The organism is Streptomyces sp. NPDC102514 (assembly GCF_055584525.1).
This window is the reverse complement of record NZ_JBVJLW010000008.1, coordinates 309,187-330,881: the sequence shown is the minus strand read 5'-3', so window position 1 is coordinate 330,881 and position 21,695 is coordinate 309,187. Positions and strand designations below refer to the sequence as shown.

13 protein-coding genes are annotated in these 21,695 nt (G+C 71.2%); 7 read left to right on the top strand and 6 right to left on the bottom strand.

All coding sequences use genetic code 11. The features are described 5' to 3' along the window. The first annotated feature begins 134 nt into the window (after positions 1-134). Positions 135-920 (top strand): hypothetical protein, encoded by a 786-nt coding sequence (locus tag ACZ60E_RS22475; RefSeq protein ID WP_469442604.1) that lies wholly within the window; start codon positions 135-137, stop codon positions 918-920. A 302-nt stretch (positions 921-1,222) separates the two neighbouring features. Here ACZ60E_RS22475 and ACZ60E_RS22470 read toward each other — a convergent pair whose 3' ends face one another. Then, positions 1,223-1,732 (bottom strand): MarR family winged helix-turn-helix transcriptional regulator, encoded by a 510-nt coding sequence (locus tag ACZ60E_RS22470; RefSeq protein ID WP_385832389.1) that lies wholly within the window; start codon positions 1,730-1,732, stop codon positions 1,223-1,225. 229 nt (positions 1,733-1,961) lie between these two features. Here ACZ60E_RS22470 and ACZ60E_RS22465 point away from each other — a divergent pair, with 229 nt between their 5' ends. After that, positions 1,962-2,816, top strand: coding sequence for a lysozyme (locus tag ACZ60E_RS22465; protein ID WP_469442603.1), 855 nt, complete (start codon positions 1,962-1,964; stop codon positions 2,814-2,816). A gap of 162 nt (positions 2,817-2,978) precedes the next feature. On the opposite strand, the gene lon is transcribed toward ACZ60E_RS22465, so the two are convergent. Continuing rightward, on the bottom strand, positions 2,979-5,396 hold the full coding sequence (lon, locus tag ACZ60E_RS22460; RefSeq protein ID WP_384803306.1) for an endopeptidase La: 2,418 nt from the start codon (positions 5,394-5,396) through the stop codon (positions 2,979-2,981). A gap of 230 nt (positions 5,397-5,626) precedes the next feature. Here lon and ACZ60E_RS22455 point away from each other — a divergent pair, with 230 nt between their 5' ends. Beyond that, positions 5,627-6,541 (top strand): hypothetical protein, encoded by a 915-nt coding sequence (locus ACZ60E_RS22455; protein WP_469442602.1) that lies wholly within the window; start codon positions 5,627-5,629, stop codon positions 6,539-6,541. Here the strand turns inward: ACZ60E_RS22455 and ACZ60E_RS22450 are convergent. After that, positions 6,499-7,170, bottom strand: coding sequence for a rhomboid-like protein (locus ACZ60E_RS22450; RefSeq protein ID WP_469442600.1), 672 nt, complete (start codon positions 7,168-7,170; stop codon positions 6,499-6,501). The two genes, ACZ60E_RS22455 and ACZ60E_RS22450, sit on opposite strands and share 43 nt — an antisense overlap. 408 nt (positions 7,171-7,578) lie before the next feature. On the opposite strand from ACZ60E_RS22450, the gene ACZ60E_RS22445 reads away from it, so the two are divergent. From ACZ60E_RS22445 to ACZ60E_RS22430, 4 genes are all read left to right on the top strand, one after another. Then, positions 7,579-8,265: a spermine/spermidine synthase domain-containing protein gene (locus ACZ60E_RS22445; RefSeq protein WP_469442598.1), complete on the top strand. Its 687-nt coding sequence runs from the start codon at positions 7,579-7,581 to the stop codon at positions 8,263-8,265. Positions 8,266-8,377: 112 nt separating this feature from the next. Next, entirely contained in the window at positions 8,378-9,115 is a 738-nt protein-coding gene (locus ACZ60E_RS22440) for a response regulator transcription factor (protein ID WP_107021341.1), read from the top strand. Positions 9,116-9,615: 500 nt separating this feature from the next. Next, positions 9,616-10,680, top strand: a complete 1,065-nt coding sequence (locus tag ACZ60E_RS22435; RefSeq protein ID WP_384803469.1) for a HAMP domain-containing sensor histidine kinase — start codon at positions 9,616-9,618, stop codon at positions 10,678-10,680. A gap of 285 nt (positions 10,681-10,965) precedes the next feature. Further along, positions 10,966-14,826, top strand: a complete 3,861-nt coding sequence (locus ACZ60E_RS22430; protein WP_469442596.1) for a multifunctional oxoglutarate decarboxylase/oxoglutarate dehydrogenase thiamine pyrophosphate-binding subunit/dihydrolipoyllysine-residue succinyltransferase subunit — start codon at positions 10,966-10,968, stop codon at positions 14,824-14,826. A gap of 110 nt (positions 14,827-14,936) precedes the next feature. Here ACZ60E_RS22430 and fxsT read toward each other — a convergent pair whose 3' ends face one another. From fxsT to ACZ60E_RS22415, 3 genes are read right to left on the bottom strand one after another with little or no spacing between them, the layout of a single operon-like run. Further along, positions 14,937-18,410, bottom strand: a complete 3,474-nt coding sequence (gene fxsT, locus ACZ60E_RS22425; protein WP_469442594.1) for an FxSxx-COOH system tetratricopeptide repeat protein — start codon at positions 18,408-18,410, stop codon at positions 14,937-14,939. Beyond that, positions 18,410-19,729 carry a CHAT domain-containing protein gene (locus ACZ60E_RS22420; protein WP_469442593.1) on the bottom strand — a complete coding sequence of 440 codons (1,320 nt, stop codon included), beginning with the start codon at positions 19,727-19,729 and terminating at the stop codon, positions 18,410-18,412. Before ACZ60E_RS22420 ends, fxsT begins: the two co-directional genes overlap by 1 nt. Further along, positions 19,719-21,689 carry a magnesium chelatase gene (locus ACZ60E_RS22415; protein WP_469442592.1) on the bottom strand — a complete coding sequence of 657 codons (1,971 nt, stop codon included), beginning with the start codon at positions 21,687-21,689 and terminating at the stop codon, positions 19,719-19,721. The genes ACZ60E_RS22420 and ACZ60E_RS22415 overlap by 11 nt, the downstream gene beginning before the upstream one ends. Between the last annotated feature and the right edge of the window lie 6 nt (positions 21,690-21,695).

Genomic DNA, 21,695 nt, shown 5'->3' with positions numbered 1-21,695 from the left:
GGATGCGCCGCCACGCTTCGCCCGAGTCGGCGAATCCGTCGCAAAACAGGCGCCTGACCTGCTTGTCCGGACCATTTGACCGACGGTTGCCAGCCTTTGGTGAAGCTCGTGAAGGGGTCGTGCAGACTGGCCGGATGCGCTCGGAACTGATCTCGGTACCCGGTGACCCCACCCGCCCCGACGAGGACTACGCATCGGTCGGGCTTCCCGCCTCCGGACAAGGGGGTTCGATCGTCGTCCTGGACGGCGTGACGCCTCCCGCGACCGACCAGGGCTGTCTGCATTCCGTCCCCTGGTTCACCGCCCGACTCGGTGGCGCGTTGCATGAACTGTCCGTTTCACGGCGAGATCTGACACTCACTGAGATCTTGGGCCACGCCATCGCGCGTACCGCCGACGCACATCGGGCAACCTGTGACCTTTCTCACCCACGCACCCCGCAGGCGACGGTGGTGCTGGCGCGCTGGTCAGAGGCGTTGGTCGAGTACTTGGTGCTCTCCGACTCGGCGCTGCTCATCGAGTCACCGGCGGGCGCGGTCATCCCCGTGCTGGACGACCGCCTCTCGCGGGTCCCGCACGCCACGCTGAGGTCGGCAGCGGCGACGGACGCGATCCTGCGCAACAAGGAGGGCGGCTTCTTCACGGCCGCGGCGGACCCGTCTGTGGCGTCCCGCGCCGTCACGGGCACGCTCCCCCGCTCCGAGGTCCGCGCCCTCACGGCCCTCACGGACGGCGCGACGCGCTGGGTGGAGAAGTTCGGCGAGGGCGACTGGACGGACCTGTTCACCCTGATCCGCAAGGAGGGCGGCCGGTCCCTGATCGACCGGGTCCGCACCCTGGAACGCTCCGAAACGGCCGCCACCTATCTGGGCCGCTCCAAGACCCACGACGACGCGACGGTGGTCCACGCGGAGCTGTGATCCCCCGCCCGCCGCGGAGTGGCTCGGAGCCGCGTGGAGGGGCTCGGAGCCGCGCGCAGTGGCCCGAAGCCGCGTGGTCGGGCCCGGGTGCGCCGTGGCTGGTCGCGCCGTTCCCCGCGCCCCTCGGGGAGGGGCTGCGCCCCGTCCCACCCAGGGGCGCGGGGAACGGCGCAGTCTTATGCCTTCGTCTTCAGGGGCGCGGGGAACGGCGCAGTCCTTTCGCCCTTAAGGGGCGCGGGGAACTGCGCGACCAGCCACGACGGACCGTCAGCCACAAGGCGACGACCCGCGGCCGGAGCCGCTCAGCCCCGTTCGACCCCCCGGTTGAGCCGGTGCAACAACCGCGCCAGCTCAGCCACTTCCCCCCGGTCCCAACTGGCGAGTTCGCGAACATACCGAGCCCGCCGGGCATCCCGCACGGTCCCGAACCGCTCCCGCCCCACGTCGGTGAGATGCACGAGCCAGGCCCGCCCGTCCGCGGGATCGGGCTCCCGCGCGACAAGCCCGATCTCCTCCAGCGCCCGCAGCTGCCGGGACATCGTGGCCTTGCCGACCCCGATGTACGCGGCAAGCTCCGTCGCCCGCTGCCGCCCACGCTCCTCCAGCCGTACGAGCAGCCCGTAGGCCGAGGACTCCAGATCGGGGTGCACCTCGCGCACCATCTCCCCGGAGGACGCCCGCGCCCGCCTCAGCAGAACGGTCAGCTCACGCTCCAGCGCCAGGAACTCCTGGTCGACAGGACCGTGGTCCACACCACTGCCCGGAACGCCGGATCCCGCCCGATGCCCCTCACCCATACCGCCCTCGTGCACGTCAGCACCCATGACCCGGTTTCCCGATCCTGAAAGTTTCCGCCAAAGACCGCCATTGCCGCAGCTCGGCCAGTATTTCGCAGGAATAGACCAACGGCAGCCGCCGAGCCCTCTTTCCGCCGCCCGCCCGCGTGCGTAGCTTCTTCACCACGCACCCGCATGGCATGCCCACGCCATTTTATGGACCCCACCATCACCCGGGCACCACCGAGCCTTCGGAGGCACGAACATGTCCGTGCACACATCCGGAACGGCCCACCCCTCGCACGCGCGCGACCACCTCAGAACGCGCTTCGGCGCGATGGGCATCCTGCTCCTGTCCCTCTCCCTGTCCCTCTCCGTCCTCATCCCCGGTCCCGCCCACGCGGCCGACGTCCCGGCCCGCGGCTCCGCGTACATGGGTATGGGCGTCATCCCGCACGACGGCCAGGACGGCCTGCCGACCCCGGGCGACGCCACCCAGACGGAGGGGGTGGACGTCAGCAGCCACCAGGGCAACGTCGCCTGGTCCACCCTGTGGACCAGCGGGGTCAAATGGGCCTATGTGAAAGGCACCGAGGGGACGTACTACACGAACCCCTACTTCACCCAGCAGTACAACGGCTCGTACAACGTCGGCATGATCCGCGGCGCGTACCACTTCGCGACCCCCGACACGACGGGCGGCGCCGCGCAGGCCAACTACTTCGTGAACAACGGCGGCGGCTGGTCGAAGGACGGCAGGACGCTCCCGGGCGCGCTCGACATCGAGTGGAACCCGTACGGGGCGGCCTGCTACGGCAAGACGCAGAGTGCGATGGTCACCTGGATCCGCGACTTCCTGAACCAGTACAAGGCCCGCACCGGCCGTGACGCCGTCATCTACTCCGCCACCAGCTGGTGGACCCAGTGCACCGGCGACTACGCCGGTTTCGCCTCCGCCAACCCGCTCTGGATCGCCCGCTACGCCTCGGCGGTGGGCACGCTCCCGGCGGGCTGGGACTACTACACGATGTGGCAGTACACGTCCTCGGGCCCCACGGTCGGCGACCACGACAAGTTCAACGGCGCCCTCGACCGCGTGGTGGCACTGGCCAACGGCTGACCCCGCCCCCGTACCCACGGCACACGTCGTACGCGGAAGGCCCGGACCCCTCACGAAGAGGGGGCCGGGCCCTGCCCGCCCGATGACGTCCGTCACTGCGCCACCGGAGTCTGCGCCACGCGGCTCGCACGAGTCGTCACACGACTCGCGCGAGCCCGCCACTCACGCGGCCAGCGGAACCTCCGTCGCCGCGCCGTTCGTCGCCGGCGCCAGCGCCAGTTCCAGGACCTGGCGGACGTCCGTCACCGCGTGGACGTCGAGCTTCTCCAGCACCTCCGCCGGTACGTCGTCCAGGTCGGCCTCGTTGCGCTTCGGGATGATCACCGTGGTGACACCCGCCCGGTGCGCGGCGAGCAGCTTCTGCTTGACGCCGCCGATCGGCAGCACCCGGCCGGTGAGCGAGACCTCACCGGTCATGGCCACGTCGGTACGGACCTGGCGGCCGGACAGCAGCGAGGCCAGTGCCGTCGTCATCGTGACACCCGCGCTCGGACCGTCCTTCGGCACCGCGCCCGCCGGGAAGTGGATGTGCACGCCCCGGTCCTTGAGGTCGGCGACGGGCAGTTCCAGTTCGGCGCCGTGCGAGCGGAGGAAGGAGAGCGCGATCTGCGCCGACTCCTTCATCACGTCGCCCAGCTGACCGGTGAGGGTCAGCCCCGCCGCGCCCGTCTCCGGGTCGGCGAGCGACGCCTCGACGAAGAGGACGTCACCACCGGCGCCGGTGACCGCGAGCCCGGTCGCCACGCCGGGCACCGCCGTGCGGCGCTCGGCCGGGTCCTGGGCGGACTCCGGCACGTGGTGCGGCCTGCCGATCAGCGCGCGCAGATCGTCCGCGCCGACCGTGAACGGCAGCTTCCGCTCGCCGAGTTCGTGCTGCGCCGCGATCTTGCGGAGCAGCCGTGCGACGGACCGCTCCAGGTTCCGTACGCCCGCCTCGCGGGTGTACTCCCCGGCCAGCCTGCGCAGCGCGCTCTCGTCGAGGGTGACCTCGGCGGTCTCGAGACCGGCCCGCTCCAGCTGGCGCGGGAGCAGGTGGTCGCGGGCGATGACGACCTTCTCGTCCTCGGTGTACCCGTCGAGCCGCACCAGTTCCATCCGGTCGAGCAGCGCCTCCGGGATGGCCTCCAGCACGTTCGCCGTGGCCAGGAAGACGACGTCGCTCAGGTCGAGCTCGACCTCCAGGTAGTGGTCCCGGAAGGTGTGGTTCTGGGCCGGGTCGAGGACTTCGAGGAGGGCCGCTGCCGGGTCGCCCCGGAAGTCGGAGCCCACCTTGTCGATCTCGTCGAGCAGGACCACCGGGTTCATGGACCCGGCCTCCTTGATCGCCCGCACGATCCGGCCGGGCAGCGCGCCGACGTACGTACGCCGGTGGCCGCGGATCTCCGCCTCGTCCCGTACGCCACCGAGGGCGACCCGGACGAACTTGCGGCCCATGGCGTGCGCGACTGACTCGCCGAGCGAGGTCTTTCCGACGCCGGGAGGGCCGACGAGCGCGAGCACCGCGCCACCGCGCCGGCCGCCCACGACACCGAGACCCCGGTCGTTGCGCCGCTTGCGGACCGCCAGGTACTCGGTGATCCGCTCCTTCACGTCGTCCAGGCCCGCGTGCTCGGCGTCCAGGACGGTCTTGGCACCCTGGATGTCGTACTCGTCCTCCGTGCGCTCGTTCCACGGGAGTTCGAGCACGGTGTCGAGCCAGGTGCGGATCCAGGAGCCCTCGGGCGACTGGTCGCTGGAGCGCTCCAGCTTCTCGACCTCCTTGAGAGCGGCCTCACGGACCTTCTCGGGGAGGTCGGCGGCCTCGACGCGGGCCCGGTAGTCGTCGGACTCCTCGCCCTCGGCCTCGCCGTTCAGCTCGCGCAGCTCCTTGCGCACGGCCTCCAGCTGCCGCCGCAGCAGGAACTCCCGCTGCTGCTTGTCCACACCCTCCTGTACGTCCTTGGCGATGGACTCGGCGACATCCTGCTCGGCGAGGTGCTCGCGCAGGTGCTCGGTGGCCAGCTTCAGCCGGGCCACCGGGTCGGAGGTCTCAAGGAGCTCGACCTTCTGGGCGGTCGTCAGGAACGGCGAGTAACCGGAGTTGTCGGCGAGCGTGGACACGTCGTCGATCTGCTGGACGCGGTCCACGACCTGCCAGGCGGCCCGCTTCTTCAGCCAGTTCGTGGCCAGCGCCTTGTACTCCTTGACCAGCTCGGTCACGGAGCCGGGCAGCGGGTCCGGCACGGTCTCCTCGACCTGCGTGCCCTCCACCCACAGGGCCGCGCCAGGGCCGGTCGTACCGGCGCCGACACGCACCCGTCCGCGACCGCGGATCAGGGCACCGGGGTCACCGTCGGCGAGGCGCCCGACCTGCTCGATCGTGCCGAGCACCCCCGTGTTGGCGTACGTGCCGTCGATCCGCGGAACAAGAAGCACCCTCGGCTTGCTGGCACCGGTGGAACGGGCTGCTGCCTGCGCGGCTTCCACCGCGGCGCGTACATCGGCGTCGTTCAGGTCCAGGGGCACCACCATGCCGGGCAGCACGACCTCGTCGTCGAGCGGCAGCACGGGCAGAGTGAGCGGTTCGGACGTCAAAGTCATGATCTCCCCTTCGGCATTCAAGTTGAGCTATGCCGACTCAATGCACGTGAGCCTCCGATTGTTCCCCTAGGGGTGTTCGCTGTGAGCGATCGCCTGGCGCGACCGCTTGAGGACGGGCTCATTTCCGCCCTCGGAGCGAACGTCAGGGCGGGTTACCGCGTCTCAGGAACGTCGTCGGTACCCCGTCGGTACCTCGTCGACTTCATCCGGCCGGCTGTCCTGGGAGCGTCATGCGGATCACCTTGTTGTTGCGGCTGCTCGTCGCGGGGGGCCTGTTCACCGGAGCCGCCGCGTGCGGCCAAGAAAGTGCCGGGGGCGGCGGTGCCGACGTCGGGGGCGGCTCGGCGCACGGCCCGGAGGGGAGCACGCAACGCGCCCGTGACGTCTCCGAGGCCTGGGCCGGCTCGAAGGCCGCACGGATCTGGCGCGAGCGGTACTTCCCGATGGACGCCGCCGTCCAGCTTCCGAAGGGCGCCTTCCGCAGCCGGGCCGACGAGCGTGCGTACGCCACCCAGAACTTCGAACTGGACGGGGAACTCCCCTCCGGTACGCCCGCGGAGGGGCAGGTCCGCTGGCGCGGTGGCGGCACGCTCGCCCTCCCCGTCTCCTCCGCGCGGGCCGCCTACGAGAAGCTCGCCCGCGGCCGGAACTCCGGCCCCTCCCTCGTCGTGACCGGTGCGCGGCTCGGGACGATGACCCAGTCCACCAGCCGGGGGCCGGCGACCGTGCCCGCGTGGCTCTTCACCGTCAAGGGGTACGACACCCCGCTCAAGCGGGTCGCGGTCGCGCCCTCGAAGCTCCCCCGGCCGCCCGTCGGGCCCTTCCGGGAGACCTCGGACTTGCTGCTTCCGCTCTCCGGGATCGGGTCGGTGTCGCGGGAGGAGCGCACCGTCACCGTTCGGGCCCAGCACGGTTCCTGCGACAAGGGTCCGCAGGTGGCCGTCCTGGAGACCGCGGACAACGTGGTGTTCTCGGCCGGGGTCCGTGATCCGTCGGACGGTCCGTGCACCGCCGATATGCGGTCCAAGAAGGTGAGGGTGCGGCTCGACCGTCCGGTCGGCGACCGCATGCTCCTCGACGCGGTCACGGGCAGGCCCGTGCCCTACGACGCGCCCGTGGGCTCTCCGGCGCCGTCCTGGAGCTGAGCGTCCGGGGCGGGCCTCTTGGTGCGGCGGGCCCGTTGCACCCGCCGCACCCACGGCCACGTGGCGACCCCGATGGCCAGGGCCAGCAGGTGGCCCCAGTTCGTCAGGGGGTCGGTGTAGGCCACCAGGCCCTCGCCGACCAGCCAGGCGGACACCGCCAGGAGGAGCAGGCGGGGCCAGAGCGTCAGGAGCCCGGCCAGTGCGCCGGCGCTCGCCGCGACACCGAAGCTGATGCCGTAGTCGTAGCGGTGGAGGGAGCTGTCGGGGAGGTGCCCGGCGAGGACCGAGAGGCCGACGGGTATCTCGGTGGCCAGCGTCGCCACGACGTGCCCCAGCAGGAAGACACCCGCCGTGCGCCGGCCGCCGATGCGCCGCTCCAGCGCGGTGAGCACCAAGAGGAAGGCGATCGCGAACACGGAGGAGATTCCGCCGGCGATCCACAGCGCGCTGGCGATCAGTACGGGGACCGGTGCCTGCGCCAGGTGCACCACGTCCGTGCTGGACCCCTGGAGCACGCGGCTCACCAGGTAGGGGTCGGCGTACTCGGTGAAGAGCGAGGTCAGGAGGAGGACGACGGCGTACCCGAAGGTGAAGGGGGTTGCGGTGGGGGTGGGGAACGGGTTGCGCACGCGCCTCGGCCGTCGGAGACGGGTTTCGGACGGTATCGGATTCGGGTGCGGGCCCGGTGGGGGCTTGTCGCACAGTTCCCCGCGCCCCTTACGGGGGCTGGAGGGTGCGGGCGGTCGGGAAGGGCCCTCTGCCTGTGCCGGATTCGAGTGCCGGTTCGGTGGGGGCTTCGGAGCGTTCGGGTTCGGGGACGCGTCCCTCTCGCTCCGTTCCACCGTCGGGGGCTCCTTCCGTTCTCCCCCACCCTCGGCGTGCTTGATCGCGCTGTCTATGACGGATGCCACGCACAGGCCGTCCATGTCCGGGTCCCAGCGTCCTCCAGGGGACCCGGCACCGCCACCGCGGGCCGGAGTCGGGTGGCGCGGCGAAAACCGGCTGCCCGGCCGGGCGCGGGTTGCCAGGATGAGGTCATGACCGCGTACGCCACCCCGCACGGCAGCCCCGAAGTCATCGACCGCCGCGAGGGACCGTACGGCGAGGTCGTGCTGCGCCGCCACGGCGAGCTGCTGCAGATCATCGCCAACGGCTGCTTCCTCATGGACACCTCCGACGGCCGGTCGGAGAGGCTGCTGGTCGACGCCGCGCTCGGCGCGCTGGACGGGCGCCCCGCGCCGGAGATCCTGATCGGCGGCTTGGGCGTCGGCTTCTCCCTCGCCCACGCGGCGGCCCACCCCCGCTGGGGCCGTATCGCCGTCGCCGAACGGGAACGGGCCATCGTCGACTGGCACCGCGCCGGGCCGCTCGCGGAGTTGTCCGCCCCCGCGCTCGCGGATCCGCGCACCGAGATCATCGAGGTCGATCTCGTCGCCCACGTCCATGAGACATCCGACACGTACGACGTACTGTGCCTCGACATCGACAACGGGCCCGAGTGGACCGTCACGGAGGGCAACGAGAGCCTGTACTCACGGGCCGGACTCGCCGCGTGCGCACGGGTGTTGAGGGAAGGCGGGGTACTCGCTGTTTGGTCGGCCAAACCTTCGCCTGATTTCGCAAGAACCTTGCGGAATGCCGGGTTCCAGGGGGTGCGTACCGAAGAGATCCCCGTTGCCCGGGGCGTTCCGGACGTGGTGCATCTCGCGGTAAGGCCTGGATAGCCGAGGGGTGGTCACTGCCCGTACCCTGCTGCTCTGACGCCGATCATTCAAGCGTCAAGCGCAGTCATGGAATCACCCCACTGGTTCCGGAAAGCACACTCAGGGGCGGGCGATGGAGCAGACACACACCTCGCACAACGGCACGGCGGCCACGCCGGGCGCTCAGCGCCGGGTGCTGGTGGTCGAGGACGATCCGACGATCGTCGACGCCATCGCCGCCCGGCTTCGCGCCGAGGGATTCCTCGTGCAAACAGCGGGTGACGGACCGGCCGCCGTCGACACGGCCGAGGCATGGCAGCCCGACCTGCTGATTCTCGACATCATGCTGCCGGGCTTCGACGGCCTGGAGGTCTGCCGCCGGGTCCAGGCGGCCCGTCCGGTACCGGTGATGATGCTCACCGCCCGCGACGACGAGACGGACATGCTGGTCGGCCTCGGCGTGGGCGCCGACGACTACATGACGAAGCCGTTCTCGATGCGGGAGCTGGCCGCGCGCGTGCACGTTCTGTTGCGCCGCGTGGAGCGGGCCGCACTGGCCGCGTCCACTCCGCGCTCCGGCATCCTGCGCCTCGGCGAGCTGGAGATCGACCACGCCCAGCGGCGGGTCCGGGTGCGCGCCGACGACGTACACCTCACGCCCACCGAGTTCGACCTGCTGGTCTGCCTGGCGAACACGCCCCGCGCGGTCCTTTCGCGCGAGCAGCTGCTGGCCGAGGTCTGGGACTGGGCGGACGCCTCCGGCACCCGGACCGTGGACAGCCACATCAAGGCGCTGCGCCGGAAGATCGGCGCGGAGCGGATCCGTACGGTGCACGGCGTGGGCTACGCGCTGGAGACCCCGACACCCTAGAGTCGGGCACCCTGACCGAGGGGGCGTATGTGATGAGGGGTCTCGGCGTACTGCGCAAGCGCGTCAAGGCGGGCGCGGGGCTGATCTCCGGCACGGGTTCCGGTACTGGTTCCGGCGCGGATTCCGGCCCGGCCGCCGGTGCGGGTCCCGGTGCGGCGTCTGACGCCGGGCCTGGCGCGCAGCCTGCTGCGGGGCCTGTTTCCGGCACGCCGTCCGGTACCGCGTTCGGCGGCTCGTCCGGCACAGGCACCGGCACCGGTCCCCTTGCCGACGCCGTTTCCGGTGCGAGTCCGGCGCTGGGCCGCGGTCCGGCCGTCGGCGAGGGCGCGGGCGGCTTCTCAGCGACGCGCCCGCCGCCGGGTTCGGCCCCGGGCGCCGACAGAACGTCCGGCACGACATCCGGCACCACGACCGGCGCCGCCTCCGTCACCACGTCCGGCGCGAGCGCGCATGCCGGCCCGGGTATCGGTTCCGGCTCCGGATCGGGATCCTGGGGAGACATGCGCCCCTTCTCCATCAAGACCAAGCTCGGCACGCTGGTGGTCGTCGCCGTCTTCATCACCACCGGCCTGCTGATGATCGCGGTCCGCACGGAGACGGAACTGCGCTTCATCACGGTCTTCTCGATGATCGCGACCCTGCTGATCACCCAGTTCGTGGCGCACTCGATCACCGCTCCGCTGGACGAGATGAGCACCGTCGCGCGAGGCATCTCGCACGGCGACTACACCCGCCGGGTCAGGGGCGCCGACCGCCGCGACGAGCTGGGCGACCTGGCCCAGACGATCAACCGCATGGCCGACGACCTGGAGGCCCAGGAGCGGCAGCGCAAGGAGCTCGTGGCGAACGTCTCGCACGAGCTGCGTACGCCCATCGCGGGCCTGCGGGCGGTCCTGGAGAACGTGGTGGACGGCGTCTCCGCGGCCGACCCCGAGACGATGCGCACCGCCCTGAAGCAGACGGAGCGGCTCGGCCGGCTGGTGGAGACGCTGCTCGACCTCTCCCGCCTGGACAACGGCGTCGTACCGCTGCGCAAGCGCCGCTTCGAGGTGTGGCCGTACCTGTCGGGCGTACTGAAGGAGGCCAACATGGTGGCCTCCGCGCGCGCGGGCATCGCCTCCGGCTCCGGCAGTCACACGCGTACGGACGTCCATCTGCACCTCGACGTGTCGCCGCCCGAGCTGACCGCGCACGCGGACCCGGAGCGGATCCACCAGGTCGTCGCCAACCTCATCGACAACGCGGTCAAGCACAGCCCGCCGCACGGCCGCGTCACGGTGAAGGCCCGGCGCGGCGACGGCCCCGAGTCCCTGGACCTCGAAGTCCTGGACGAGGGCCCCGGCATCCCGCGCTCGGAGTGGCACCGGGTCTTCGAGCGGTTCAACCGCGGCGGGGTCGTCGCGCCGCACGGCCCGGGCAGCGACGGCGGTACGGGGCTGGGGCTGGCGATCGCCCGCTGGGCGGTCGATCTGCACGGTGGCCGGATCGGCGTGGCCGAATCCCAGCGCGGTTGCCGGATCCAGGTCACTCTTCCGGGAGTGCCCTCGCCGGACAGGTTGACGTAGGGTTCGAAGCGAGAGCCCAAGATCCACGTGATGGGGCAGCAGGACACGTGTCATCGTGCGTTCCTGGCACGGAGGTTCGGCCTTTCGGGGCCGCAGCCTTGAGCCGGCGCGTCCATTTCACATCAGAACCTCGCTTGTTTCCCGCCATTTCGAACGCCGAAACACGCTTTTCGATGTGACTTACGCGACGATGACCAGGCCCGGACTGACCTAGCCGGTCCGGGGGGCGTAGCCTTTATTCCCGCTGTCCATCACCTTGTGAAGCGGAAGAGGGCGGTTGCCGCCGTGTCGCCACAGTCCCCCAGTAACTCATCGAGCGTCTCGACCGAGGACCAAGCCGGGAAGAACCCTGCTGCCGCCTTCGGCCCGAACGAGTGGCTCGTCGACGAGATCTATCAGCAGTACCTCCAGGACCCGAATTCGGTAGACCGAGCCTGGTGGGACTTCTTCGCCGACTACAAGCCCGGCGGCGTGGCCGCCTCGGCTCCGGCGGGTACCGCGGCCGCGGGGGCCGCGGGAACCACCACCGCGCCCAAGGCGGCTCCGGCCGCTCCTGCCGCACCCCAGGCCCAGGCCGCTCCGGCCCAGGCACAGGCTCCGGCTCAGGCCGCTCCGGCCAAGGCCGCGGCCCCGGCGCAGGCCGCACCGGCCGCCGCGAAGCCCGCGGCTGCCGCTCCTGCCCAGGCAGCGACTCCGGCCGCCGCCCCGGCGAAGCCCGCGGCGGCGAAGCCGGCCGCTGCCAAGGCGGCGCCCGCCGCGGAGGCCACCGCCTCCACGGGCGGGCCGGAGTACGTGACGCTGCGCGGCCCGAGCGCCGCGGTCGCGAAGAACATGAACGCTTCCGTCGAGGTCCCCACGGCGACGTCCGTGCGCGCGGTCCCGGTGAAGCTGCTCTTCGACAACCGCATCGTCATCAACAACCACCTGAAGCGTGCCCGGGGCGGGAAGATCTCCTTCACCCACCTCATCGGCTACGCGATGGTGCAGGCCATCAAGGCCATGCCGTCGATGAACTACTCCTTCACGGAGAAGGACGGCAAGCCGACCCTGGTCAAGCCGGAGCACGTGAACTTCGGCCTCGCCATCGACCTGGTGAAGCCCAACGGCGACCGCCAGCTGGTCGTCGCGGGCATCAAGAAGGCCGAGACGCTGAACTTCTTCGAGTTCTGGCAGGCCTACGAGGACATCGTCCGCCGGGCGCGTGACGGCAAGCTGACGATGGACGACTTCACCGGTGTCACGGTCTCGCTGACCAACCCCGGCGGCCTCGGCACCGTCCACTCGGTCCCGCGTCTGATGCCCGGACAGTCGGTCATCATGGGCGTCGGCTCGATGGACTACCCGGCGGAGTTCCAGGGCACGTCCCAGGACACCCTGAACAAGCTCGGCATCGCCAAGGTCATGACGCTCACGTCGACCTACGACCACCGGGTCATCCAGGGCGCCGCGTCCGGCGAGTTCCTGCGCGTCGTCGCGAACTACCTGCTCGGCGAGCAGGGCTTCTACGACGAGATCTTCGAGGCCCTGCGCATTCCGTACGAGCCGGTCCGCTGGCTCAAGGACATCGACGCCTCGCACGACGACGACGTCACGAAGGCCGCCCGCGTCTTCGAGCTGATCCACTCCTACCGGGTCCGCGGCCACGTCATGGCCGACACCGACCCGCTGGAGTACCGCCAGCGCAAGCACCCCGACCTGGACATCACCGAGCACGGGCTCACCCTGTGGGACCTGGAGCGCGAGTTCGCGGTCGGCGGTTTCGCGGGCAAGTCCCTGATGAAGCTGCGCGACATCCTCGGCGTGCTGCGCGACTCGTACTGCCGCACCACGGGCGTCGAGTTCATGCACATCCAGGACCCGAAGCAGCGCCGGTGGATCCAGGACCGTATCGAGCGCCCGCACTCCAAGCCGGAGCGCGAGGAGCAGCTGCGCATCCTGCGCCGCCTGAACGCGGCGGAAGCGTTCGAGACCTTCCTGCAGACGAAGTACGTCGGCCAGAAGCGCTTCTCCCTGGAGGGCGGCGAGTCCGTCATCCCGCTGCTCGACGCGGTGCTCGACTCCGCCGCCGAGTCGCGTCTTGACGAGGTCGTCATCGGCATGGCCCACCGCGGCCGCCTGAACGTCCTGGCGAACATCGTCGGCAAGTCGTACGCGCAGATCTTCCGGGAGTTCGAGGGCAACCTCGACCCGAAGTCGATGCACGGCTCCGGCGACGTCAAGTACCACCTGGGCGCCGAAGGGGTCTTCACGGGCCTCGACGGCGAGCAGATCAGGGTCTCGCTGGCCGCCAACCCCTCGCACCTGGAGGCGGTCGACCCGATCCTGGAGGGCATCGCCCGCGCCAAGCAGGACATCATCAACAAGGGCGGCACGGACTTCACCGTCCTCCCCGTCGCCCTGCACGGTGACGCGGCCTTCGCGGGCCAGGGTGTCGTGGCCGAGACCCTGAACATGTCGCAGCTGCGCGGCTACCGCACCGGCGGCACGGTCCACGTGGTCATCAACAACCAGGTCGGCTTCACCGCCGCCCCGGAGTCCTCGCGCTCCTCGATGTACGCCACGGACGTGGCCCGCATGATCGAGGCGCCGATCTTCCACGTGAACGGCGACGACCCCGAGGCCGTCGTCCGCGTCGCGCGGCTGGCCTTCGAGTTCCGGCAGGCGTTCAACAAGGACGTCGTCATCGACCTCATCTGCTACCGCCGCCGCGGTCACAACGAGTCGGACAACCCGGCGTTCACGCAGCCGCTGATGTACGACCTGATCGACAAGAAGCGCTCGGTGCGCAAGCTCTACACCGAGTCTCTGATCGGCCGGGGCGACATCACCCTGGAAGAGGCCGAGCAGGCGCTGCAGGACTACCAGGGCCAGCTGGAGAAGGTCTTCACGGAGGTCCGTGAGGCCGCTTCGGCGCCCGGCGAGGCGCACGCCCCCGACGTGAAGCCCGAGTTCCCGGTGGCGGTCACCACGGCCGTCTCCCAGGAGGTCGTCAAGCGGATCGCCGAGTCCCAGGTCAACATCCCCGAGCGCGTCACCGTCCACCCGCGTCTGCTGCCCCAGCTGCAGCGCCGCGCGGCGATGGTCGAGGACGGCACGATCGACTGGGGCATGGGCGAGACGCTCGCGATCGGCTCCCTGCTCCTGGAGGGCACTCCGGTGCGCCTCTCGGGCCAGGACTCCCGCCGCGGCACGTTCGGCCAGCGCCACGCGGTCCTGATCGACCGGGAGACGGCGGAGGACTTCACTCCGCTCCAGTACCTCTCCGAGGACCAGGCCCGCTACAACTGCTACGACTCGCTCCTCTCCGAGTACGCGGCGATGGGCTTCGAGTACGGCTACTCGCTGGCCCGTCCCGAGTCCCTCGTGATGTGGGAGGCCCAGTTCGGCGACTTCGTCAACGGCGCCCAGACGGTCGTGGACGAGTTCATCTCGTCGGCGGAGCAGAAGTGGGGCCAGACGTCCGGCGTCACCCTGCTCCTCCCGCACGGCTACGAGGGCCAGGGCCCGGACCACTCGTCCGCGCGCCCCGAGCGCTTCCTCCAGATGTGCGCGCAGAACAACATGACGGTCGCCATGCCGACGCTCCCGTCGAACTACTTCCACCTCCTGCGGTGGCAGGTGCACAACCCGCACCACAAGCCGCTGGTGGTCTTCACCCCGAAGTCGATGCTGCGCCTCAAGGCCGCCGCGTCGAAGGCGGAGGAGTTCACGACGGGCGGCTTCCGCCCCGTCATCGGCGACTCGTCGGTGGACCCGGCGGCCGTCAAGAAGGTCGTCTTCACCGCGGGCAAGGTGTACTACGACCTCGACGCCGAGCGTAAGAAGCGCGGCATCATGGACACGGCCGTCATCCGCATCGAGCGCCTGTACCCCCTCCCGGGTGCCGAGCTCCAGGCGGAGATCGCCAAGTACCCGAACGCCGAGAAGTACCTGTGGGCCCAGGAGGAGCCGGCGAACCAGGGCGCATGGCCGTTCATCGCCCTGAACCTCATCGACCACCTGGACCTGGCGGTCGGCGCGGACGTCCCCCACGGGGAGCGCCTCCGCCGCATCTCCCGCCCGGCGGGCTCGTCCCCGGCGGTCGGCTCGGCGAAGCGCCACCAGGCGGAGCAGGAACAGCTGGTCCGCGAGGTGTTCGACGCCTGACCGGTCACGGTATGCACTGACGGTACGAACGGAGGGCCCGGTCCTGAGCTTCGGCTCGGGGGCGGGCCCTTCGGCGTGACCTTCACGGCGTACGAAGCGGACGTCGCCGTTCAGATCGTCAGCGGCTCGAAGTTCCAGAACAGGCGGGCACGGTCCTCGGCCTCGACCGTCTCCCGGTCGTGCACGGCGCGCAGGTCGGCGTCGAGTGCGCGCCGGGCGACCCGGGTCAGCGGATGATTCGGCCCCAGGATCCGGTCAGCCCGTTCCACCACGCCCTGGCTCAGCTCGCCGGCCGCTTCGACGCGTTCGACGAGGTGCAGCGTCAGCGCGGCGTTGACCGCGCAGCCGAGGGTCCACGGGTGGTCCGGCCCAACGGCTCGTGTCATGCTGGCCAGTGCCTGCTCGGCGACATCGCGGGCCTGCGTCCGTTCGCCGACGGCTCGGAGAATGAGGGCCTGGTTGCTCCGCGCGCCGGCGACGAACAGATGGTCCGGGCCGAGCAGACGCTCGTAGCGGTCGACCACGCGCTCGCTGAGTGTGCGTGCCTGGTCGATGTCTCCGCGTTCGCGCATGAAACAGCTGTGGGCGGTCGCGAAGACCAGGGTGGTCGAGTGCCGCTTGCCGAGAACCCGGTCGCCCTTCGCGTGCGCGACGGCGAAATGCTCCTCCGCTGCTCCGTGGTCGTCCGTGCGGTACAGGCACTGGGCCAGGTTGTAGAGGGCCCACAGCGTCTGCGGATTGTCTTCGCCCAGGAGCTGCCGGTGCAGAGCCGTGTTCTCCCGCTGAAGGTCGAGGGCTTCCTGGTGGCGGCCCAGCAGACGAAGATCGATCGCGCACCAGAGTTCGCTGAACAGCGTCAGGAAATGGTGCGCCCCCAGGGCCTCGCCCCGGAGTCGGGACACCCGTCGGCCGATCTCCAGGGCGTCCTCGTAACGGCCGAGCAGACGCAGTGAGACGGCCCTGTTGTTCTGGGCCCCGAGGGTGGCGGGGTGGTCTTCCCCGCGCAGGTCCGCATAGCCGTCGCAGACCTCGTCCGACAGGTGCAGCGACTCCTCGTACCGTCCGAGCGCCCGCATGTCGGCGGCGAGACCGCTGACCGCGCGCAGGTAGCGGTACTCCCGTACCCCGCCGACCGCCCGGTGTTCCTCCACCGCCGCGCGGTTCACGATCTCGCTGTCCTGGTACGCACCCATGGCCCGGAGCAGATTGGCGTAGTGGTGGCCGAGGTCCCACAGCTGTTCGGAGTGCTCGTCCTGGTGCTCCTGCCAGGCCTCAAGCGCCTGTTCGGCGAAACGGGTACCCGTGTCGTACTCGCCCGAGACGTACAGGTAGCGGAGGCAGTGCAGGACGAACTCCTGGACGTCCTGATCGGTCCGCGACAGCAGGTCCGCGTGTTCCAGATGGGGGACGAGTGCGGCGTACCGCTGCCACAGTTCGGCCGTGTCCGGGTTGCCCGGGTCCGATCCGACCAGCACGCGCCGGGCCACCTCGGCGCAGTCCCCGTACTCCTGCGGGGACATGTCGTGCCGGACGGTCCGGTGGACCATCCGGTGCACGGTGAGGAACTCGTCCGACGGATCCTGCGGCGGGTGCTCCACCCGGACCACCGAGTACTTCCGCAGTTGTCCGACGGCGGCGTCCCAGCAGGCATCGTTCGTCAGCAGCCGCGCCACGGCCGGCGGCAGTCCGTCGGCCGGGGCACCGCGCAGCAGCCTCACGGGCACCGCGTCGGGGGCGAAGAGCGTGCAGAGCCTCAGCAGTTGCACGGAATCAGGTGAGGTCTCGCGGAACTTGTCGAGCAGGAACGTCCAGGCGGCACGGAAGGTCATCGGGAAGTCGGCGGACACCTGTATCAGGGTGTCCCGGTCGGTGTCGCCCGCCAGGAGTTGCTCAAGGTACTCCGCGACCGGCATGCCGGACTCCTCCAGCCAGCCCGCGGTCTGGTCGAGGACCAGGGGCAGGTCTCCCAGCGCCTCGGCCAGCTGGTGGGAGTCCGGCTCCGTCAGGCGGGGCGCCCGCCGCCGGATGAACGCCACCGACTCGTCGCGGTCGTAGCCGGAGACCTCCACCATGGCGCCGGGGCGTGTGCCCCAGTCCGGGTTGCAGGAGGTGATGAGCACATGTCCGGTACCGGTCGGCACGAGGTCCCTGATCTCGTCCGGCTCGTCGGCGCCGTCCAGGACGAGCAGCCACCGCGGGTACGGGTCACCGCGGCCCAGCGCGTCCCGTATCACCCGCAGTCGCTCCCCGTAGTCGGTCCCGGTAGGCAGTCCCAGCTCAGGGGCCAGATCGGCCAGCCCCTGCCGGAACGCGGCCCGGTTGCCCGCGTGCACCCACCACACCACGTGGTAGCCGGAGGAGAAGCGGTAGGCGTACTCGGCTGCCAGCTGGGTCTTGCCCACGCCCGACAAGCCGTGCAGAGTGACCCGGCTCTCCCGCTGGAGCGCTTCGTACACCGTGTTGAGCAGCGGAAGCCGGCCGGTGAAGCGGTCGTTGCGCTCGGGGACACGGCCCCAGACACGGAGTGTGTGCACGGGGAACGGCGGCCCGGAACGCGTGTCCTCGGCCGACTCGGAGAGCAGGTCGGACGGCAGGTCGAGACGGTCCAGGAGGCGTCGTTCGGCTTCCTCGGCACCCACGTCGTGGAGGGTGACCGCGTCGAGCACGGCCGCCCCGGTGGGCGGGGCCGAGGGCGCCACGGTCACCGCCGCGATGCGTTGCGCGTTCGGTACGACGACTTCACGCAGGGCCGCGTCCCACTCCTGGGCCGTGCGGGTGGCGAGCCGAAAGAACTGGTCGCTCAGGAGCAGCAGGACGGGCCCCGGCGCCAGCAGGAGGTCCCGCAGGGACTCCTTGACGGAGACACCGGGCGGCGGACCCCACCGCTGGTGCACGACCCGGTGGCCGCGCCGCTCCAGGCGGTGCCCGATCCAGTCGGCCCAGCTCCGGTGGACGTCCGAGAAGCTGAGCGTGACGGTCTGCCGTCCGGTGCGCAGCCGCCGCGGCCTGCCCGGCGGCACGAGCTCCGGCAGCGGGTCGGGGACGGATGGCCGGTCGGCCGGGCGGCGGTCGTCGGCCGGGCCGTACCCGGCCCCGAAGAAGTCCCCGGACCGCTCCGGCGTCCGGGGGGAGGGCATGAGGCCGGCCGCGGACGTCCGTTCCCGCATGACCTCGGCCAGCCGGGCGGCCGGTGCGCTGCCGGGCACGCGTTCCCGGATCTCCGACAGCAGCTCGGCCTTGCGGACCGGTACGCCCCACTGATTGTTGACCGTCAGCCACAGCGACGCGTGTCCGACGGCGCGCCCGGTCGAAACCCGGAAGCGAACCGGTCCGTACGTACCGCCGAACCGGTGCAGGACGACGCTCGGCTCGTCGAGGGCGGTGCAGACGAAGTACGGCGAACCGTCCAGGGCGACGGTGAAGGTGAACTCCTCGTCGGGGTAGGGCCAGCGGCCGGCCGTGCCCCCGTCCTCGGTCAGCGGGCCCCGCAGGTCGACGGTGACCAGGTACTCGCACTGTGTCTCGGCCTCCCGCGGCCAGGCCACGACGGGTTCGATCAGGAGGGTGTGGTCGTCGAGGTTCATCACGAACCCTCTCCCCAGGCGCTGTGCCCTTTCTCGGTGACGAGTCGCAATGTGGTGAGCGGATGACCGTAGTACTGGAAAGTGAAGGCATACAGCAGCCTCATGACCCGTTTTTGACCGACCGCGTCCACGCGACCGTCATCGTTGCGCGTCCTGGGGATGGCCGCCAGGCTGCCGAAGTCCCCCAGGGCCCCGGCTCTGAAGGACCGTAGGCTCTCCGGGACGGGGAGGTCCGGCCGCCCGGCGACCTGGCGCATCAGACGCTGGATCAGCACGCGCGCGTCGTGGTCCCCGACCTCCCCGGCGGTGACGATGCAGCCGCCCGCCCCCTTGCGCAGGAAGAGTTCGGCGAATCCGCGCAACGCGTTCTCGCCCTGTCCCACGTTGTTGACGAAGCGCCCCGAGTGGCAGGCGTTCAGGCAGACCAGGGACCGGTCCCTGCCCAGTACCCGCATGTCCTCGCTGTTGTACTCCGCCCAGGTGCGCTCCGCGAGCGTGAGGCTCATGACGGCGTCGCCGTAGGTGCCGTGGCAGCCCAGGTAGACCAGGCCGGTGGGATCCTTCTGCTCCGTGGCGTCGAGCGCGTGCAGGAAAGAGGTCATCTCCGGATGCGTCCGGTGCAGGTACGGCGCGAAGACGTCCGAGTCACCGGCCATGTCCCGATGGAGGTAGGACAGGACACTGCCGTGGCACTCGCCGGAGGGACGTGGCAGGCCCTGACTGCCGTCGTGCACGGTGGTCCAGCGGGTCAGGACGAGCAGGGCGCCCAGCAGGCCGCCCGGCAGGCCGCGTTCCTGGTCCGGTGGCACCCAGAACGCCTCCCACGGCAGCTCGTAGCCGGTGTCGTCCCACACGATGAGGCGCAGCGTGTCGCCGTGCCTGGCACGGACACTGTTGACCCAGGAGGCCAGCTCGCCCTGGTTCCCCGACCAGTGCCGGATGCCCCGCAGGATCTCGGAGGGATACAGGCCGCGCTGTGTCAGGTTGCCCAGGCCGACGGCCGGAGCGGTGAGCCGGGTCGGTCCGGGGTCACAGGTGACCGAGAGGTCTCCGCACCAGCCGCGGAACCGGTAGCCGTCCCGTCCGTCCGCGCCCGCGGCACGGATGACCCGCAGTACCGCGTACCCGTCCTCCAGGCGCTCGTTGAGTCTGGCGTCGACACTGCCCATGCCGACCGGAGCGTCCGGCGGAGGCCGCAGGTGGAGCAGTGACGGAAGTTCGCGGCGCACGGTGTCCATGGGGCGGGTCAGGGGCGCCCGGCGAATCGCGTTGCCCGCGCCCGTCAGCCAGCGGGGGCCGCGCGGCGGCTCACCACTCACCGGCGTCCCCTCCCCGTCCGGAACCCGGACCCCTGAGGCTGCCGGTGCCCCGACCTCTGCCGTGTCCTTCGATCACGGTGCCGCCCAGCGTGTCCGCGAGGGCGGACGGCAGGTTCCCGTACGGTTCGCGCCCCGCGTCGACCACGACCGTCTGCAGCCTGGTGCGGTCCATGCTCCTGACGTCCGCCGCGGCGGACAAGGCGTCCTCCACCCCTTCGGCACCCACCGAGCCGCTCAGCCTCCCCGTGTGACTGGCCCGCAGCGGGACGTTGCCGCGCCCGTCCGTGACCACGACCAGAAATGCCTCGGCGAGACCGCTGCCGTGCTGCCGGAAGGCGCGGCGCAGGGCCCGCGCCGCCTGTTCGATGCCGTGGGCGAGCGGGCTCGCACGGCCCGGCGGCCGGTAGAGGGCGGCGAGAAGCCGCGGGTCGAGCACGCTGCGCAGGGCGAAGGACTCCGCTTTCAGTTCGTCCGCCGCCCGTGCGCCGCCGACCTCCACCACATGGACGGCGGCACGCATGGTGTAGGCCCACTGGAGGTACGGGGTCAGCGTGTCCTGCCAGTCCCAGTCCCCGCGGCACGTGTGGTCCAGGACCAGGACGAGCAGGCGCTCCGGAGCGCCGGCCCGGACGTGGCTGTGCAGGTCGGCCGGGGAGACCGTGAAGTCCTCGGTGCGACGGACGCGTTGATGCACCGCGGCCTCACGCACGGTGCGCACATAGGCGAGGTCGTTCAGGTCCCGGGCCCGCCGTGAGCCGATGACCACCCCGCGCTGAGGGTCCGCCCCCGGCGTCCGCTGCCAGGGGCTGCGCAGCGGGGCGAAGTCACGCAGTACGTCCGCGCGGTCCTCCGGGTAGGGCGTGGCGAACACAGCCGGCGCGCCGCCCGGGGCACTGCCGACGCCCTCGGCCGGTTCGCTCTCCAGCAGCGTCTGGCCGGGTTCTGCCCAACGCCGCTCGTTCTGGTCGCTCTGTCCGCGTCGCACGGTGTCGCCACGTGGCCGTGGCACGGGGCGGGACGGAACAGGCGCGGGAGGTGCCGGACCGGTTGCCGGTTCGGGGGGCCGGGGTGGCTCACCGGCGGCCAGGCCCATGAGCCGGGCCGCCTCGTCGCAGTGCGCGACAACGGCCGTGTGCTCCCCCTCCAGTGCGGCGAGCGCCCGGGCGAGCCGGGCGAGGGCGAGTTGTCTGCGCACGCCGGTGTCCGGACCGAGGAGGCGTCCGACGCGAGTGATCACCTCGTCCGTCACGGTCACCGCTGGTGCGGCCTGTCCGCCGGCCGACCGGGCTGCGCGGTCGAGCCAGCCCGGTGGCAGGGAGCCGAGCAGCCGCTCGACATCGGGGAGCCGGAGGCCGGCGGCGGGCAGCCGGATGGCGAACCGGTCGAGCAGGTGACTGCTGACCCGGCCCGCGTCGGCCGAGCCGCAGGCCGCCAGCCAGCGGGCCCGGGGCCGGGCGGTCCGGCTCAGTCCCGCGTGCTCGACCACCGCCACGTCCGCGCCCAGCAGTTGGACGGCGCCGCGCATCCCGGCGACGCTCAGACGGCACAGGTCCGGCACGGCGACCACGGGCGGGAGCGCCTCGGGCCGGTCGTCCGCCTGGATGAGCGGGCCCGGCTCCAGATGGAACGCGATGCCGTCCGCCTCCTGGCGCAGTACGGCCCTGGTCCACAGGTCCTCGTCCCGGCTGGTGGTGCCCAGCATGACCAGTGGGGCCTCCGTCCGGCCGGCACCCGCCAGGATCCGGCGGAAGAGGCGGGCCACGGGATCGAGCAGCTGGGGTTCGAGGTCGAACAGCAGCACACTGCAGAGGGCCGGGTCGACCGCGGCGCAGACGAGTGCCCGGCACAGCCGCAGCGCGAGGTCGTCCGGCCGCCCCTCCTGCTCGTGCCGTGCTCCTCGCCCCGGCTCGATGCCGGTGTCGGTGCGTCGTTCGGCGCCGCTCGGCGGCTCGGTGGACATCGTCTG